The sequence below is a fragment of the Pedobacter sp. Leaf41 genome (assembly GCF_001422545.1).
GTDB lineage: Bacteria > Bacteroidota > Bacteroidia > Sphingobacteriales > Sphingobacteriaceae > Pedobacter.
The window spans coordinates 329,819-349,025 of sequence record NZ_LMLE01000009.1; the positions used below are offsets into that span (position 1 = coordinate 329,819).

Consider the following 19,207-nt stretch of genomic DNA (forward strand, 5'->3'; position numbering starts at 1 on the left):
AACATTTCATTATGAAGCTTTCAACGTTAATATATGATTTGCAAACTAATTAGTCTTAAATAAAACTACTATATGGCTTAAACAAAATAAGGTTGAATAATTGTTTAAGACTAAAAGTCGGTATAAAGATTTCTGAATGAACTTCTTAATCCGAAAGTGATCAAGCCAGTATTGTTTTTAGCTAAGGAATTACTTTCGTTTCTATAAATGCCCCCAACCTCTAGGCGTAGATTATACTTTGGGTTGATGATATAAGCTACCCTTCCTTCGGCATAATAAAGATCTGTACGTAATCCCTGTGAAGTAAAGTTACCCGTTTGTTTGATTGCTTCGGCATATGGAACACTCAAATCCCGACCATAATCCTGACCATTTAAACTCAAACCATATTTTGCATATTGCAATTGGCCAGTAAAATCAAATCTTTTCCAGGAGTAGTTAACAATTCCTAATAACTCTCTAAAGTTGGCCCCTAAACGATGAGCAAGTGGCTCTGCGTAAGAGGTATAATTAACGATTTGGGTACGGCCAGTATAGGTATAAGGTTTAGCAGTATTGTACTCTAATAAATAATTTAAATTTTCGATTTTAAAAATGTCAGTACCTCTTATCCCCAATTGCCATCCGTATTTATTCCGTGGACTTCCATTACTGGAAAAGAAATTACTCGCTTCAAATTCATCTAATGAGAACTGACCATATGCGACAACTTCTTTTGCAAATTTATATTTAGCTGTTAGCCCTATCATGGAATTATCAGGAGAACCACTTGAAGCCTCAACAGGGCGGAGGAAAATTACCGGGTTGGCGTAACCCCAATCAAAGCCTCTTTTATTTCCTAAATCATCAGTTTGTCCCCAAATAATGGAATCAAAAAACCCAATAGATAACCGGTTATTTACATTCCAATCTAAGTAATGAAAAACCCCACCCTTTTTACGGTTTCCCGCTTCGTACGATAATTTTGGAACGGAAGGATCTTGCATGGAAGCCCACAATGCCATATATTGAACATTACCTAAATTTCCGGTTAACTTCAGAAATGGATAAGGTGAAGAAACATCTGATAATAACATGGAGCGATAACCATCTCCAATGAAGTTTTTATCGTAACCTGCTGTGATATTGAGATACTTAATTGGTGTGTATGAAACTAAGGCTGTTACGTACGACCAATCAAGAGACATTTTACCTGCATTAGATCCATAATCTCTATTGTAAGACTGTCCAGGAACGACGTTCAAAGATCGGGAGTAATCTGTATAATATTTGGCAAACCTTCCTTGGTTCTCAAAGCCGCTGGTGTAAAAAGAAAATTTCTTACCTACTGTTCCACCTACTTGATAGCCACGTGTGTTTAACCATACATTTTGCTTGCCAGAAAAATCCTTTCCTATTTGAAAATCAGGAAGAAAATCGGCATACACGGTAAATTCTGGTTTACGAATATCAAATAAATGCTCATTGAATAACTTTCGAGATACCCATGAATGACGAGAAGAATCTATGCCCACACTTAAAAGTTGTTCACCTCTTGCAAGAAGCAGGCTGTCATCAATAAAAAAAGGCTTTAAACTGCTATGAAAGCGGGTATCTGTATTGTATACCTCTTTGTTTAACTTTTGGTAAAATTGATATGAATAGGGTTGGTATTGAGATTGGGCTTGAATTCGACCAGCTAAAAATATTAAAAGGAGGATGGTAAAAATTTTCTTCATTAACATAATTTATAATTGATTGATTTTGCAAAGGACGGAAAATTATTTGATTCGCTCCTTTAAATAGTTTAAATGCGGGTTAAACTTACCTAATTCGCATTCTTATGCCCGAAAATAACTTGCCATATGGTTAAGAACGTAATTTTAAGATCGAGTAATAACGACCAATTCTCCAGATACCATATATCCAATTTTACGCGTTCTTCCATCGAACCGTCCTCACGGGTCTCCCCTCTAAAACCATTCACCTGCGCCCAACCGGTAATGCCCGGCAACAAAAAATGCCTTACCATAAACTGATCGATGAGTGCAGAGTATTCTGCCGTATGTTGAATCATGTGTGGACGAGGACCCACAACAGACATTTCGCCCATTAAAACATTAAAAAACTGAGGCATCTCATCAATACTTCTCCTTCGCATAAAGGCTCCTAAGCGGGTAACCCTAACGTCATTTGCACTGGCTTGCTTTGAGTCTGCATCGCTGTTCATATACATGCTTCTAAATTTTAAGCAGTAAAAGGGTTGATTATCTTTACCCGATCTAAGCTGTCTAAAAAAAACAGGGCCTTTCGACTCCATTTTTATCAAAATGGCCAAAACAGGGGCTAGCCAACTCATTACAAATATGATGATGAACATAGAGAAAGCGACATCGTAAAGCCTTTTAATAATCTGGTTGCTTAGAATTTCTAGCGGCTCCGTACGCGGGCTTAAAACAGGCAGGTGCCCGTACAATTGAACCATTACGTTTTTCTTAAAATAGTCTTTTACATCAGGCACAAGCTTAAACCGGATAAGTGCTTTATCTGCCTGACGCATTAACGTATCAATTTTAGCCAATGCCCTATCTGGCAATGCGCAATAGATTTCATTGATATTGCTATCTTTCACATAGTCAATGCACTCATTCACTTTCCCAATTACATGTTTAAGGTTTTGCTTTTCTGCGGCATCATCAAAAAAACCAACCACTTTATAACCTAAATGGGTGTGCTCCTCTAAATAATTTTTTAAATCCAAACCTAAAGGACCAGCTCCAACAATAACCACCTTTTTGTAATTAATCAATTTTGCCCTGCTGGATCGTCGCAAAAGTAGGAAAACAATTTTTCCAGTAAGAAATAAGGGAGCAAAAATTAGACCTGCATAAACTATTAAACGGCTTGATACATTAAAGTCACGAAGATAAGCGACTAAAATGAAGATGATGACACCTAAAAATACAAGGCTCCACAAGGATTGTTTGATAGTAGGAATGGCATCCTTAACAAACATATCCTGATAAATTTTAGTGATCTGAGTAACATTAAACCAAACAAAGTTAATGAGTAGGATATGGAGAAAATTAATCCCCCGTCCATCAGCAATCCCGAAAGTATCATAAGCAATTGCATATCCGAGATAGCCAGCTAAATTGACTAGAACGAGATCTATAAGGATACTTATCGTCTTAAAATAAGTACTGTTACTTTCAATCATTGATGTGGTAGAGATTTTGGCAAATATAGTTAGCTTGTTTAGTTAACAGATAATTTGTTGGTTATTTGAATGAGATAACCGTCAAACGGCATCAAATTCGTAAGCTTAACAACAAAAAACAAGCCAAGCTAGCCCTCTGGCAAAACATTTTTAATGCCATGTTCTATTTTATTTATATAAATTTGCCAAACATCTTCCAGAAAGTTTTGAAGCAAGTTCTATCAAATTTTATAAGTGGTTTAAAGGAAACTAAAATAGTTTCCAATTTCTTTAATCTAAGCAGTATTCAAATTTCTAACATATTGCTCATACTGTTGATGTATCCTCTCATCACCAGAATAATTGGCATTGAAGCATTTGGCATGGTTATCCTGGCAAATACATTTTCTGGCTTATCATCAATTGTAGTTAATTATGGCACCAACCAGTCTGGTGTGAGGGATGTGGCCATGTATGTGAATGAAAACACCAAATTAAACCAGGTGGTTTCTAGTACACTTTGGGTAAGAACAATTATATTCATCCTGTACCTTATCCTTATTTTTTCGCTACAATGGGCTAACATCCGTTACTATCAATTTATTCTTTTATCCTCTCCTGTAGTTTTAGCTGAAGTTTTAAACCCATTATTTATTTTCCTGGGCACTGAAAAGTTAAAAATTTACAACATAGCTAACCTTATATCTAAGGTTTTAGTGATTTTAGCTGTACTGGCCTTTATTAAAGGAACAAAAGATTCAGAATGGGTAAATTTCATTATTGGTGCAGCCAGTATGCTAGCTTATGCAGTTTTGTTAATTTATGTTATGATAAAACATAAGTTAACGCTTCATTTACCCAATAAAGAAGAATTATCAAAAATTGGAAAAGATAATTTTTTCCTTACTGTTAATAATATTTCTGTCCATCTACAGCAATCGTTGATGATCTTCTCCCTGGCAAAATGGGGAAACCCGCTGTGGTTGGGTGCATATTCCATTTGCGACAAAGTGATTGGGTCTTCCAGGATTCTTATTATATCGGTATCAAATGCCATTTATCCTAAAGCGGCTCAGCTTTATAAGGAAAACATCTATTCATGGAAAGCCTATAAATCCAAAATGGGTAAGTTAATCGCGTTGATGTTTTTAACTTTATCGTTAGTATTGTTCATCATGCCCGAATTTATCGTACACTTACTTTCGGGCGAACGAAACCAGGATGCCATCATGTATTTGAGGGTAATGGCGTTTGTTCCATTTTTAGCTGCATTAAATGTGCTTAACGTGCTCGATTTACTACTCAAGAATAACACCTTAGCAATATTCAGGATTGCACTCATATTGTTTTGCATATCGGCTTTCACTTCCTGGTTTCTCGTTACGCAGGGATTGCAAAAGTGGTTTGGTGCTTACACACTTTTAATCGACGGAAGTGCCCTAATCATGTATAATTATGTAATTAACCGTTCATCCAACAAAAATGCATAAGCCTGTAGCTATCATTATACTGAATTGGAACACCCCGGCACACACCATCAGCTGCGTATCCTCCATTACAGAATATTGTGATGAAGGCGATTACGACATTATCATTGCTGATAATGGCTCTAGCGACAATTCTTTACCAATTTTACAGCAACAGTTCCCAAATCACATTTTTATCGATAACAAAACCAATTTAGGTTTTGCAGAAGGAAATAATACAGCCTTGCGATACAGCATCGAAAAAGGTTATACCTACTCGCTTCTACTCAATAACGATACAGAAGTTGACGAAAACTTTCTTTCCCCACTAATAGCGCAATTAGAAAACAACCCAGAAACCGTCGCCGTTCAACCATCCATTTACTATTTATATCAAAAAGATAAACTTTGGAATGGAGGTTCATTTTTCAACAAAATTTTCGGTTTTACTTATTCAAAAAACAGCGAGAAAAGACAAGGTTTAAAATCTCCCGAAAGAGTAGATTGGTTAACGGGCTGTTGCATGCTGATGAGAAACGAAACGCTTAAAAAAACCGGTTTATTGAATAGCAAGTTTTTCCTCTATTACGAAGATGTAGATTTATCATTCCGTTTGAAAAATTTAGGGGATTTATACTATTTTCCAGGTACAAAAATCTATCATGAAGCAGGCGTATCTGGTCAGCAGAAAAGTAAAAATAGTGAAGGTTCTTTAAGTCCGGTTATCCATTATTACCTTTGCAGAAACAAGATCTGGTTCGTACGGAGATATGGAAATCCCGTTTTCATCCCGATCATTTTTATTAAAGATTCGTTTTATTACGTATCGCTGTACATCTATTTTATTATTAGGGGAAGAAAGAAAAAAGCAGCCTATCTTTACCAGGGAATAAAAGAGGGATTATTTACACCTTTAAGTTCCATCTGGCCATGATGATCATATTTCCACTTGTGTATTTATTTGCTTTTACCCTGGCCATGTCTGACATTGTTAGAGGAAAGAAGGAGGGTTTTATGCTTTTCCTGATTTTCGGCCTGTCGATCTACACAACCGTATTATCAGTAACCTTTATGCTGGGTTTACGGAACATTATCATCTACCTCCAGTCTTTTAAAGAAATTTTGATTGTAGTGGTACTGAGTTTTAGTATCTGGAAATTAAAAACAAAAATAAAATTTCATTATATCGATTACCTGATTATCGGATTTTTCGGATATACTATTATGTATGCCATTTTACCAATTGGCGAACAAGGTTTCGTAGATCGAATAATGGCTTGCAGAACCTTATCGTTCTTTGTTCTGGTATATTTCTGTGGCCGTCTTTTTAAATCAGAAGAGATCTACATTAGTAAATACTTTCATTATGTATTAGTGGTTTCCATTGCGGCAGCATTGGTAATGTTCACAGAAGTTTTGAATGACCAGCATTTACAAACGAGTACCGGTTATGCTGATTACAACTTTTACCTTTTTAACCTCGAGCCCAGTGGAAATTTTGGCCTAACCTGGACATTTGAATCTGAGGGTGGATACAAACGTTTTGCCAGTTTTTTTGCTAATCCCTTAGAGTTCGCATCAGCTACAATTATTGCGCTATCCGTTCTTGCAGCTCTTTACACAGCCGAAAATTACTCCTTAAAACTCGATAAATTTGGATATATTGCGCTGGGCGCTACATTATTTTCCATCATTTTTGCGTTTTCAAGGTCGGCCTTTGCCAGCTACTTTATCTTAGTTTATGCCTATTCATTAATCACTAAAAGGAAATTTATCACCAACACGGTTCATGCCGGAGCGGCACTCGTTGCCATCTACATCACCTATTTATTAACCAAGGAACAAGACCAGAATGATGGCATCCAAATGGTGATTATCAATACCTTAAATTTTAGTAATCCTTCTAGCGTTGGTCATTTGGTAGAATGGATTCAGGGTGCTTTAGCGATCGCTTCAAACCCACTCGGACTCGGCCTAGGATCATCAGGCAGGATTGGGGGCACATTAGGAGAAAACATTGGCGGCGAAAATCAGTTCATCATTGTTGGTGTTCAAGCCGGAATTTTGGCGCTTCTACTATATCTCGTTATCTATATCTCTTTTATTAAAGAAGGCATTAAATGGTTTAACCGCCTGGAAGGCAAAGAGAAAAAAATCTGCCTTGCTTTATTATTAATTAAGATTGGCTTTATCGTTCCTTCGCTAACATCCGAAATAGAATCTTCATCCTACATTTCTTATTTTACCTGGTTTCTATCAGGTTTGTTTGTAAGCGTTATCTCAACCAAAGTTGCGGTTACAGAACATAAATCCACAGAAATTGAACCTGCCAATGCCTAAGCCATTAAAAATAGGAATTGACGTAAAAGATCTTCAGGTTGCACAAACAGGCACCAAAACATACCTCGAAGAATTGTGCAAAATATTTAAGCACAACACTAATCCAAGATACCAATTTTACTTCTTTGATACCTGGTTTCCTCCGTACCTGGGTAACAATAAACTGCTGAAACTGCTCGGACACTTGAGGTATCAGTTTTGGAAACAAGTAAGCTTGCCAATTAAAGCCTGGCTTAAGGGTGTTGATGTACTCTTTTGCACTGACAATGTAGTGCCCCTGATCAAGCTGGGCTATAAAACCGTTCCGGTTTTTCACGATGCATTTTTCTTTGAAAGCCCCGAACATTTTAACAAAATCTGGCTTAAACTTACCTTGGCAACAGCAATACCTGCAGCCCGGCGCTCACCTTTAGTGATCACACCCAGTAGGTACGCCAGGCAGCAAATTCATAAATACACCAACATCGCAATAGAAAAAATGCCTGTAATTTATGAAGGACCGAAATCTCTTGGAGCTTTCGTTGATTCTCCATCAAAAAATCATTTTGGCAAATATATTCTCCATGTTGGAGTAATGAATAAACGAAAAAACATCCCTGCCCTTATTCGTGCCTTTGCAAAGGTAAAACAGAGAGGCAATGCAGATTTGAAGCTAGTTTTAGCCGGAAAAATAGAGAACAAAATGTTTAGTGATGATAGTGAGGAAATTAACAAAGCGCTAGCTGAATCTCAATGTGAGCAGGATATCATTTTCCCGGGATATCTTTCAGATCAGGAACTGGCCGCAATCTACCAACATGCGCACTTATACGTTTTCCCATCTACTAACGAAGGTTTTGGCATCCCGATACTAGAAGCTTTCAAATACAGTTTGCCCGTAGTTGTAGCCGATAATACCGCCCTGCCAGAAATTGGTGGCGAAGCCGTGCTCACCTTCGATCCGTTTTCCATTGACGACATAGCAGCTAAAATTGAAATGGCATTGAACAGCGACTTATTGAGAGCAACGCTAATCAACAAAGGTAGGGAGCGCTTAAAACTATTTTCCTGGGAGAAAACGGCCGAATCTTTACTCCAAGAATTTGAACGCATTCAGTAGCATATTTTTTGCTAACTTTGCCCGCTAAAATCCATATAGAAATATGCTGGAGATAAATTATGATAAACATTACCTGTCCCATTTGTTTGAACGAAAAAACCCAGTTAAATACCATTTTATTTAAGGTTAAAACGATTTCAGGCGAAGAATACGAGATCAGGGAATGTGACAAATGCCTTCATCATTACACCTATTTTGATCATGAAATTGATATCTCCTCTTACTATGATGAGAAAGATTATACGGTGCGAGATACCAGGGAAAGCATTTTCTTTAAAATTCAGAAAGCTGAATACAATCTGGTTCTCCACAAAATAAAACAGCATGTCCATAGCCATCCGGCAAGCTTATTAGATTTCGGCTCAGGAAAGGGACTATTTTTGCACTTCGCCAAGCAAAAGGGCTTCAATGTAAAAGGTATTGAGAGTTCTATGCCTCGTGCGACCTATGCAAAAACAAATTTTGATCTCGACATTAACACAGAATACTACACAGTTGGTTCCGTTTTTGGAAAACAGTTTGATGTGTTGACCATGTTTCACGTATTGGAGCACATCCATCTTTCAAATAATTTTCTAAGCAATCTTATTAATGAGAATTTAAAGGATGAAGGTTTACTCGTTATCGAAGTTCCAAATTTTGATAGCTGGCAATCGAAATGGGCGGGAAACAGATGGATGCATCTCGATGTACCGAGGCATTTAAGTCACTTCAAACCAAAAAGGATCCAGGAACTTGTAGAGGAGAATAATTGCAAAATAATAGCTACCTCCTATTTCTCGCTGCACCTCGGAATTGTTGGAATGGTGCAAACGATTTTTAGCTGGTTTGGGTACAAAGGTTTCCTGATTGCCGATTTGAAACAACAAAAAACAATGTTGTTGATGGTTAGCCTTTTGCTTGTTCTACCCTTTGCTATACTGCTCGAATTATTTTCAGCGATGTTTAATAAAGGTGGCATTATTCGTTTATATGCAGTTAAGCAATCCGATAAATGAATATTTTAGTTGCAAATTGGACTTGGTTTCCAAGCGGAGGGGATTGGACGTACATAGAAAATATGACCAAAATTTATGAAGATCATGGCCATACGGTTATCCCCTTTTCTATGCAGGATGAACGCAACTTTCCATCTGTTTATCAAAAATATTTTATCAGCAATATTAATTATAAAGCCTTAAACACAGATAAAAAACTGACTGCAGGCTTTAAAATAGTGTCGAATAGTATTTATTCAAAAGAGGCACAACAATGCCTGGAAAAGCTACTTGACCAGGTAGATATTGGCCTTGCCCATCTTAACCTGATCAACCATTACCTTACGCCTAGCATCTTAAAAACTTTAAAAAAAAGAAATATCCCGATCATTTGGTCGCTACACGATTACACACCGATTTGCCCTGAAAGTACGTTTGTAAGCAATGATCAAATTTGCGAAGCTTGCAAAGGTGGTAAATTCTATCACGCTGTTCTCAAAAAGTGTAAGAAAAACAGTTTACTTCCCAGCATAGCCGCATCGGTTGAGAATTATGTACATCATTTGCGTGGCTATTACAAAGATGTAGATCATTTTATTTGTCCTTCTAAATTTTCGTACGAAAAATTTAAGTCGTTTAACTTCTTCAAAGAAAAGCTTCACCATCTGTATCATGGATATGATTTTTCAGAAGTGATCAACCTGAATCTATCTGATGCTACAGCCCAAAAATATATTATTTATGTGGGGAGGCTGGAAAAAATAAAGGGTGTACATACGCTGTTAAATGCGATGAAATCTCACCCAGAAATAATTTTAAAAATCATCGGATACGGCACTCAGGAAGATGAACTGGCGCTATTTGCTCAAGACAATAACTTAACAAATGTTGAGTTTCTCGGTAAAAAAAGCAAAGAAGAGGTTTGGGCTCTGCTTAAAAAATCTTCTTTTTTAGTTTGCCCCTCGGAGTGGTATGAGGTTTTGGGATTTACCATCATCGAAGCCATGTTATTAGGTAAACCTGTAATTGGATCAAAAATTGGTGCAATCCCTGAAACCGTAATTCACAATGAAACAGGGCTTCTGTTTGAGCCCGCGAATGCAGTAGATTTAGCAAATAAAATCAATACATTGTTCTACAATGATGCTTTAATTACTAAATTCGCGAATAATGCAAAAATACATGCAGAGAAATTATTTAACCAACAGCATTATTTTGAAGGGTTATTGAAAATAATTCCTGCATTACAAGATATATAAATGAGAATTGCAATCATAGGGTCTAGGGGTTATCCTTACGTGTATGGAGGCTTTGAAACCTTTGTAAAAGAGTTAAGCGAAAGATTGGTTAAGCAAGATGTTGAAGTGCATATTTACTGTCAAAAAAATCTTTTTAATACCTTTCCGAAGCAAGTAAATGGAATATACCTTCATTATATTCCAACGCTTCCGCAAAAATCCTTAAACCAAATCATCCATTCCTTTTTTTCAATTATACATGCAACTTTCAGCAAAGCAGATGTATTGCTTGTAGTCAATCTTGCTGCTGGCCCTATGGGTTGGATTCCAAAGATTACCGGAAAAAAAACCATGATTAATGTAGATGGCCTGGAATGGTTAAGACCAAAATGGCAGGGCCTGGGTGCAAAATACTTCTACTGGGCAGCAAAAGCGGCTACCGTTCTTTACGACAAAATCATTACCGACGCCGAAGGAATGAGGCAAGTCTATTTGGAGGAATTCAACAAAGATTCTACAGTGATTGCTTACGGCGCACCCGACTATAAAAAGGCTGCATTAAATTCAATCGATCGCTTCAGCCTTCAAGCAGAAGATTATTATCTTATCGTAGGCCGCCTGGTTCCAGACAATAATGCTGATTTAATTATCAAAGGCTTCCTGGAATCTCAATCAACAAAGAAAATGATTGTTGTAGGCGATGTGCCTTATAATGACAAATACGCTTCTGATTTAAAGGCGACTCAAAATGAACGCCTCATATTTTTGGGCTATGTTAAAGACCAGGATGAACTAATGGCACTCTATCAAAATGCCTTTGCTTATATCCACGGACACAAATACGGGGGAACAAACCCGGCCATGTTAAAAGCTATGTCTAACCATTGCGCCATTTTAGCCTTAGATACTGTTTTCAACCGTGAAATGTTAAATAACGGTGAATATGGGTTTTTCTTTGAGGAGAATGCTGACTCAGTGGGTCGCATGCTCGAAAAAATGGAGTCTGAACCTGAAAAAATCCAGGAATTAAAAGACAAGGTGAGCTTAGGATTAACAGAAAAATACAATTGGGAAAAAATTACTCAAGCCTATAAAAACGAGATGGCGAAACTGTTGATTAAAAAATAGTTTGCCTACTCCTTCAAATTTTAAACATGATTATGGCCTTTGATTCCACTGCTCTATATTGATAAGTGATATAAAATCAACGGCTTTGTACAGCGGTCTTTACCGCGAAATAACCTATTCATCATAAACGATGCATCAGTTTTTAACTTATATTTGCAGCTATATTACCATTAAAATTCAATTCATGCGCTTAAAATTTATCTACTGTGCTTTTCTATTGGTTATGTTATTGGCCACTACGTCATTATTCGCACAAATATCTGTCGATAATCTGAGTAAAGTGAGGGTTGAACAGTTATCAGATGCACAAATTCTGGAGATATCAAAAAGATTTGAGGCTTCTGGAATATCTGAAGCCGATGCCATTAAATTACTTGTGGCAAGAGGCATGGATCCGGCTGAAGTTGACAAATACAAAGAACGACTTGCCGGACTCTCTTCCGGAGGGAAGACAGCAAAGGCGGCCGCTACCAGCACCCCGGCGGCTAAGCCACAGGTAAATCAAAACCGCGATACCACCAGAATCACCGAAGCAAAGCCGATCAAGAAAAGCAGCCCGATCTATGGATACGAATTTTTTAGCAACCCCAACATCAAGTTTGAGCCTAATATTAGAATTGCAACACCTAAAAATTATGTCTTAGGCCCAGATGATGAATTGGCTATTTTGCTAACAGGAGTAAACGAAAGTACCACCAATGCCAAAGTGAGCCCCGAAGGAACTGTAAAAATTCCGTATGCGGGTTTAGTTTATGTGAATGGCTTAAGTATTGAACAAGCGACGAGTCAAATCAGAGCAAAAATGGCAAAGGCTTATCCAGCGCTATCATCGGGACAAACCAAACTGACTGTCAATTTAGGAACGGTTAGAAGCATCAGGGTGACAATCATTGGCGACGTGGCCACACCAGGCACCTATACGGTTTCATCTTTATCAACACTTTTTAATGCCTTATACCAAAGTGGTGGTCCTACCTATCGTGGTTCATTGCGTAAAATTGAATTGATTAGAAATAACCGGGTTATTCAAACCGTCGACTTATACAATTTTCTTCAAAAGGGAATTCAAAGCGAAAATGTAAGTCTGCGGGATCAGGATGTAATCAGGATACCGGTATATGATACCAGAGTTGCCATAGACGGTGCAGTAAAGAGGCCAGGCACTTATGAGCTTAAAAACGCAGAAACGCTGGCCGATTTAATTACTTATGCCGGAGGTTTTGCAGATCTGGCTTATAAAGGAATAGCAAAGGTTACTCAAGTTGGGACAAAGGAAAGAAGCGTTAAAGATATTTCTTCAGATATGTTTGATCGCTATACCTTAAAAAACGCAGATTCAGTCTATTTTGGGGCCATATTGGAACGCTTTGCTAATCGCGTGGTGATAGAAGGAGCCGTATACAGACCTGGTACATTTGAATTAAATCAAGGGGTTACCCTTAAATCATTAATTGCCAAAGCCGATGGCCTTCGGGATGATGCTAACTTAGGAAACGGTTATATTAAAAGGATTACACCCAGCCTGGAAAAGGAAATGATTTCCTTTAATTTAGGAAATATAATATCTGGCAAGACACAGGATATTGCATTAATGAGAGAAGATTCGGTATTTATCACCTCCACCAAAGATCTCAGAGATGAAACCTCCATTAGCATCGCTGGTTATGTTCGGGCACCGGGCACCTTCCAGTATAGAAAAGGGATGAGCGTTGCAGATGTGGTAAGCATGGCTAAAGGATTCCAGAATGATGCAGCAAATCATAGAATTGAAATATCCAGATTAGTAAAAGATCTGACCGATACTTTATCCAATAAGCTGGTTAATATCATTACGCTGAATCTGGATTCGGCACTGAGTACTTCTGAGGGAAATTTCCTCTTAGAACCTCTTGATTATATCTATGTGCCCCGCTTGGTCAACTATCGTTCTATTGGCAATGTAAAGGTACAAGGAGAAGTACTATTTCCGGGCGATTATGCGCAGCAAAGAAGAGATGAAACAGGAATGGAATTTATTAAACGTGCCGGTGGGATTACCCCAATGGGCTCGCTTGAAAACACTCAGGTTTACCGAAATGGCGTACGGGTAGATATGGATTTAACAGGAAAAAGAAAAAGACAGGCCAAAGATGCGACCATTTTAATGCCTGGAGATAGTCTTTTCATTCCCAAAAACCAACCTTTTGTAGAAGTGAATGGTGCAGTAAATAACCCACAACTATTGAGATATGCAAATTCAAATTTCAAATATTATGTTGATGCCGCAGGGGGTATTACCGAGAGTGCAAGGTTAAAAGGCGCCTATATTAAATATCCTAATGGCATAAACGCTCCGGTAAAGAGCTTCCTGTTTATTAAAAACTATCCAAAAGTAACAGCGGGTAGCCAAATCATTATTCCAGAAAAGAATGGCAAAAACAAACTGGGCTTCGCAGAGATTACCACTATCGCGTCTGCATTAACTGGCATCGTAAGTTTAATTGCCATCTTATTTAAATAAATTATGTCAGTTGCTGAAAACGATAAAAGATACATTACGGTTGAGGAAGATTTTTCTTTCGCAAAAATGATCAGCGCCCGTAAAAAAGACCTTAATTACCTTTGGAAGTTCAAAATCCGGATTCTGATAATAGGATTAATTGGTGGTGCCTTAGGTGCGGTTATGGCTTACCTTTGGCCAGTTACCTATACGGCAAAGCTTACCTTTGTTGTAGAAGAGGGTAAATCGGGTGGTGGTGGATTGCTGTCTTCACTTGCTGGCCAGATGGGCTTTGATATTGGCGGATTAACTGGTGGAACCAGTGGGGTACTTGCAGGAGATAATGTGCTTCAGCTGCTCACCAGCCAAAAAATGCTGAAACAAACGCTTCTGACACCTTTGGATAGTGGAGGTAAATATACTTTGGCCGATAAATATGCAGATGCCTATAAACTTAAGGCAGATTGGAAAGATTTAAAAACCAACGTAAAAAAGGAAACGATCATGTTTCCTCCAGACACCAGGAATTACAGCCGGTTACAAGATAGTTTGCTGCATGAGATGATCAGAAAACTTGCTGAAAAAGAACTTTCTGTTAGCAAACCGGATAAAAAACTTGGTTTCTTTGCACTTACAGCAACACTTAAAAATGAAGAACTGGCCAGTTTAATTTGTACCAGACTCATTGATGAGGCGACCAGGTTTTACATTGAAACAAAAACCAAGCGGTTACGGACTAATGTAAACAGGTTTCAAAGCCGTGCTGATAGTATCGGAAGATTGCTCAATAGAAAAACCTATGCAGCTGCTGGTGCCAATGCGATTATGCTGGATGCAAACCCGGCGTTTGCAACCTTAGGTGTAGGGGCTGAGCTTCAGGAACGCGATAAAAGAGTGCTTCAAACCATCTATTCTGAAATTATTAAAAACCTGGAAGTAAGCAGGTCTATGCTGATGCAGGAAACGCCAACTTTCCAAATAGTAGATGAACCTGAACTGCCATTAAAGAAAAACCGGATGAGGTACGCTAGCGGAATCGCCATAGGCGGCCTTGTGATTGGCGCCCTGTTTTGTTTAATTTTGTTAATAAACAAGAAACCTGAGTTAGAGGCTCAATAGCACCCCCAGCCACCTATCGGCACCGAACCTGTCGAAACACCTCAAAGCGTATTTGAATAGGTGATTAGACAAGCTCAGGATGACAAGTAGAGCTTTCCAGCTACAGCCGCTTCACATGTGGATTTACAAATCTAAAACCGATAAGTAACCCCTAACTGCCCTTGAAAGTTATAGACAGTATTATGCGGAATATAATATTGGCTCTCCGTAAAATCCTTTTGCCTCCACTGGTAATTTAAAGATTTTATGCCTTGGAGCTTGGCATTAAACAATAGGTTTTTGTAATTCCATTCACCAACTGCAGCGAAAGCAAAATCGACCCAGCTTCTGCTACCACCTTTGGCGGCTGCAAAACCAGCATTGTCATAAAAATCGCGGTTGTGTTCCAAACGATCAAAAGATAAACCAAGCTTCTTGAAACCTTTAACCCAACTTAGCTCGAAGGATTGCAGATTTCCGCCTGTGCCAGATCCAGCACCTAAGACTTCTCCATTATTGGTATAGCCTTGACGGACCTCTCCATGATAGTAGAAACCTCCTGCATATCTTAGCAAAGTTCCATCAATGGTTTGAGACATCTGCGTAATCTCTGCATTAAATTGGATAAACTCTCCTTCATGCTTCTTTAATGGAACCATTTTCTTGATGCCAAAAAGATAAGCCCTGGAGTGATCGGGCGAACCTATAAAGTCTCTGAAATCATAAGAATTATCATTCAAGCCATACTCAAAATAAACTTCTGCATGTGCCTTTGGAAAAAGCCATCTGCCATAAAGAGAAGTTCGCTGATCACGGGCATTACCGTCATCACCAGCGCCTTCTCCTATTTTGGTTTTTTGAAAAGGAATAAAAAACGGGACATAATCGGCCAACTCGTTCAAGTCACTTCCATAAGACATGAAAGTTCGGGTAAATCCTAGAAATAGACCTGGAACCCATTTTGGTTGGTAACTGATGTTCAATCCCGCTAAATAACGCCAATCTTCACGGGGCTTATCATATACAACTGTTCCGCTTGATAATGTGGTATTCTCCAAAGGACTGAATCCCGAAGACTCCAATCGCCCTCCTATAATCTGACCTTCGAATGAACCAATATAAGTCTTAACTGGCCTTACTGTATTTAACGTAACATGTTTGAAACCAGAAGCGTTATTGCTCATCATTAAACTATTTCTCAAGCCTGGGCCCCACCAAATGTTTTCATTGGATAAACCTACTGAAGCCGGACCTACTGTTAAACGAATGCTACTCTGCCCCCATCCCAATTTGGAATAAGAACTATTGCCGTATCGCTCTGGGTTATCAATGTAGTTGTTGTTTCCTCCGTAATATGCGCCTAGCTCTGTATCATTGCGGTTTTCGCCATAACTTTCAAACTTTGCGTTTTGAGCAAAAACATATTCTGGTTTCAATTGAATACTCAATGGTCCTATTTTGGCAAAAAAACCTCCGGAAACTAAAGTTTGATAGCCTTTCGCTGGAATCATCGGTCCGTCATTCCAACCGAAAGGATGGTGAGAATTGAATTGTTGCTGCCAGCTGAAAGGCAAAATCTGAAATGTTCCTTTACCCTTAGCAAAATGAACGGGTCCTGATTTTTTCAGCCAGCCCTCCCTAAGCAATTGTTCTTCCGGATCAAAAATATTATCTTTCTTAATCGCTTCAGTAGTAATGGGCCTGTTGGTAAAAGAAATTGAAGAATCCAGTTGACCCAACAGCTGCAAGCGGCGGTAATAATCTTCTATTGTAGTTCCAACGGGTACCGTTTGTGCCTTCAGATTGAAACTGTAAGTCAATACCAAAGCGAGCAAGCCTATGCTAAAAATCTTCTTCATGATTATCAAAATTAAAAACGGTAGGTAAGGCCGGCTTGCACCTGCAAATTAAAAGCATCCTTTCCTGGCGTCATGTATAATTCGCCGGGGGCCTGTATCAAATACCACTGATAATTCAAAGACTGGATGCCTTGAAGCTTCGCATTAAAAATAAAATTTTTGTAATTCCATTCTCCGCTGGCCGCAACACTTAAGTCAACCCAATGCCTCCGGTAATCTTTCGAATCTACATAAGCATAATAATAGAAATCATTATTATGCACCAGCCGTTCAAAGTTGATTCCAAGTCTTTTCAATCCTTTTACCCAGCTCACTTCCAAGGATTGAATGTTTGCCCCAGGTCCAATCCCAGCACCTAAAACTTCCCCTCTGTTGGTGTAGCCGTGGCGCACACTTTTGCTGCTGTACCAACTTTCTAAATTTAACACCTTAGCGATGTCGGTTTCCTGTAATTGCGTCACTTCAGCACTCAGCATCAGTTGCTCTTCTTTTCTGGATCCGAAAGGAAATAATTTCCTGAGTCCAAATATATAAGCACGGGAAACGTTCGGTTCCAAAGCCAGATCACCGCTACTGCCCGAATAGTTGTTCCTTCCATACTCGAAATAGACTTCAGCCTTTTCTTCTGGCCACAACCAACGCATAAAATAAGAATTCCGTTGATCGCGTTTATTAATCGCCTCGGCAGCGGCTTCCTGCTTTTTCGACGAGAAAAAGGGCAGGTAATCTCCAAATTTATTTAATCCATTGCTGTAAGTCTGCGCACTTCGGGTTAAACCCAAAAATAAGCCAGGTACCCATTTAGGTTGCCAGGTAATCGCCAAACCACTGAGGTAGCGCCAATTGTTCGGTTTTTCCACATAAAGCGGCTGACCAAAATATTCGCGTTCCGGTTCCAGTACACCATAACCAGAACCCTCTAAACGACCTGCAATAATCTGCCCTTCAAAAGAACCTATAGGAGTTGAAACTGGCTTACGTGTATTTAAAGTAAGGTGTTTAAAACCAGGGGCGGTATTGCTCATTAATAGCGAATTGCGTAATCCAGGGCCCCACCACAAATTTTCTGTAGATAAACCAAAAGACAAAGCTTTATAATTTAATCGAATACTGCTTTGCCCCCAATACGCCTTGGTAACACCCGATTTTCCGAACCGGGCGGGTAAATCGATGTTATTGTAAAAATCATAGTAACGGGCAGTAATCACATCAAAATGGTCTTTATTAAAAGTATCGAAGCTGCTGTTGGCCGCGAGTATAACCTCTGGCTTAAACTGCACACTGAGGATACCGTATTCGGCATATATTCCTGCCGAAAGCAAAGACTGTAATCCCTTCGCAGGAATCATCGCTCCATCGTTCCAGCCGTAAGGATGATGTGAATTGGCTTGCAACTGAATACTCATCGGCAATAACTGCCACTTTAGCTTTCCATTCTTTGAAACGCCTGAATGATCCGCATCCAAAAGATTATAACGTTGTTCGAGGGAATCAGGATAAGCAAAATCTTTTATTTTAAAAGCAGCAGACGGTATAAGTGGTCGGATCGTAAAAGATACGGTCGAATCTAATTTCCCGGCCAGCTGCGCCCTGCGATAATAATCTTCAAGGGCCTGACTCCCTACCGGAAGGCTTTGGCTATACGCTAGATTGCCCAAACACAGCAAGGCTATAATGAGTTGAATCGGCTTTCTCATAAATTAATTACTTTCACTTTCAGATTATCGATAGACCAGCTTTCATCACATTTTGGATCGGGCGCATTGGTTTGAGTGAGTTGATCCCGGCATTGCATCAACAAATTAGCTTGCTGATGTTCAATTACCTTCGTGATTTTATAAAGCGTGGTACCACCTATTTTGCCGGCCAGATTACATACACCAGGTAGATTGACATTGCTCGCTCCGCTTTTAGGATTATGATAAGCATTGGGGTAATCACTCGGATAAGATTGAGGCGGACAGAAGCCGCTATTGTCGCAATCTTCATTTGAAAATGTGGTATTGATATAAAGATTACCATCCACAATCATTTTCCAAATGTCGGGTCCATCAATACCTTTGCTGGTTTTATTGCCATCCCAGCTATCATGGATGTATAAATCGAAAGAGATTTCTACCAGTTTATGAGCGGGAAGGTCATTCAAAGTTAAATCGAAACCGGATGAATTATAACGGCCTAAAACCGTTGATCCGTTGTACTTTTCGGCAAGGGCATTTGAGATCCCCTTTGTGCTCTGGCCTTCAAAATCGTTAAAATAAACCTCTTGTTCATTTTTAACTTCTTTAGCACAGGAGGCTAAAAAAAAAACCATAACGGCCAGTAAAATCGTATTTTTCATCATA

The 19,207-nt window shown here is 38.8% G+C and carries 14 protein-coding genes; 9 read left to right on the forward strand and 5 right to left on the reverse strand.

Features of this window, described 5'->3' with window-relative positions; translation table 11 throughout:
- Nucleotides 1-110: 110 nt before the first annotated feature.
- Entirely contained in the window at nucleotides 111-1,718 is a 1,608-nt protein-coding gene (locus tag ASE92_RS16335; protein ID WP_056851226.1) for a hypothetical protein, read from the reverse strand.
- An 89-nt stretch (nucleotides 1,719-1,807) separates the two neighbouring features.
- The gene (locus ASE92_RS16340; protein ID WP_056851169.1) at nucleotides 1,808-3,199 is read right to left on the reverse strand and encodes an undecaprenyl-phosphate glucose phosphotransferase; all 1,392 of its coding nucleotides are present in this window, start codon (nucleotides 3,197-3,199) and stop codon (nucleotides 1,808-1,810) included.
- 158 nt (nucleotides 3,200-3,357) lie between these two features.
- Here ASE92_RS16340 and ASE92_RS16345 point away from each other — a divergent pair, with 158 nt between their 5' ends.
- The 9 genes from ASE92_RS16345 (at nucleotide 3,358) to ASE92_RS16385 (ending at nucleotide 15,024) form a co-directional block, all read left to right on the forward strand.
- Nucleotides 3,358-4,668, forward strand: coding sequence for an oligosaccharide flippase family protein (locus ASE92_RS16345; protein WP_157255770.1), 1,311 nt, complete (start codon nucleotides 3,358-3,360; stop codon nucleotides 4,666-4,668).
- Nucleotides 4,661-5,578: a glycosyltransferase family 2 protein gene (locus ASE92_RS16350; protein ID WP_056851171.1), complete on the forward strand. Its 918-nt coding sequence runs from the start codon at nucleotides 4,661-4,663 to the stop codon at nucleotides 5,576-5,578. The genes ASE92_RS16345 and ASE92_RS16350 overlap by 8 nt, the downstream gene beginning before the upstream one ends.
- Entirely contained in the window at nucleotides 5,575-6,984 is a 1,410-nt protein-coding gene (locus tag ASE92_RS16355) for an O-antigen ligase (RefSeq protein ID WP_056851172.1), read from the forward strand. Before ASE92_RS16350 ends, ASE92_RS16355 begins: the two co-directional genes overlap by 4 nt.
- Entirely contained in the window at nucleotides 6,977-8,083 is a 1,107-nt protein-coding gene (locus tag ASE92_RS16360; RefSeq protein ID WP_056851173.1) for a glycosyltransferase family 1 protein, read from the forward strand. The genes ASE92_RS16355 and ASE92_RS16360 overlap by 8 nt, the downstream gene beginning before the upstream one ends.
- 86 nt (nucleotides 8,084-8,169) lie before the next feature.
- Nucleotides 8,170-9,081 carry a class I SAM-dependent methyltransferase gene (locus ASE92_RS16365; protein WP_235527382.1) on the forward strand — a complete coding sequence of 304 codons (912 nt, stop codon included), beginning with the start codon at nucleotides 8,170-8,172 and terminating at the stop codon, nucleotides 9,079-9,081.
- On the forward strand, nucleotides 9,078-10,319 hold the full coding sequence (locus ASE92_RS16370; protein WP_056851175.1) for a glycosyltransferase family 4 protein: 1,242 nt from the start codon (nucleotides 9,078-9,080) through the stop codon (nucleotides 10,317-10,319). The genes ASE92_RS16365 and ASE92_RS16370 overlap by 4 nt, the downstream gene beginning before the upstream one ends.
- Nucleotides 10,320-11,426 (forward strand): DUF1972 domain-containing protein, encoded by a 1,107-nt coding sequence (locus tag ASE92_RS16375; RefSeq protein WP_056851176.1) that lies wholly within the window; start codon nucleotides 10,320-10,322, stop codon nucleotides 11,424-11,426.
- Nucleotides 11,427-11,610: 184 nt separating this feature from the next.
- Entirely contained in the window at nucleotides 11,611-13,926 is a 2,316-nt protein-coding gene (locus ASE92_RS16380) for an SLBB domain-containing protein (RefSeq protein WP_162237769.1), read from the forward strand.
- 3 nt (nucleotides 13,927-13,929) lie between these two features.
- Nucleotides 13,930-15,024, forward strand: a complete 1,095-nt coding sequence (locus ASE92_RS16385) for a hypothetical protein (protein WP_056851178.1) — start codon at nucleotides 13,930-13,932, stop codon at nucleotides 15,022-15,024.
- Between the two features lie 131 nt (nucleotides 15,025-15,155).
- Here the strand turns inward: ASE92_RS16385 and ASE92_RS16390 are convergent, their stop codons facing one another.
- The 3 genes from ASE92_RS16390 to ASE92_RS16400 are packed head-to-tail and all read right to left on the reverse strand — an operon-like array spanning nucleotide 15,156 to nucleotide 19,206.
- Entirely contained in the window at nucleotides 15,156-16,862 is a 1,707-nt protein-coding gene (locus tag ASE92_RS16390) for a capsule assembly Wzi family protein (RefSeq protein WP_056851179.1), read from the reverse strand.
- Nucleotides 16,863-16,873: 11 nt separating this feature from the next.
- A complete protein-coding gene (locus ASE92_RS16395; RefSeq protein ID WP_056851180.1) occupies nucleotides 16,874-18,559 on the reverse strand; it encodes a capsule assembly Wzi family protein in 1,686 nt (561 codons plus the stop codon).
- The gene (locus ASE92_RS16400) at nucleotides 18,556-19,206 is read right to left on the reverse strand and encodes a hypothetical protein (RefSeq protein WP_056851181.1); all 651 of its coding nucleotides are present in this window, start codon (nucleotides 19,204-19,206) and stop codon (nucleotides 18,556-18,558) included. Before ASE92_RS16400 ends, ASE92_RS16395 begins: the two co-directional genes overlap by 4 nt.
- Between the last annotated feature and the right edge of the window lies 1 nt (nucleotide 19,207).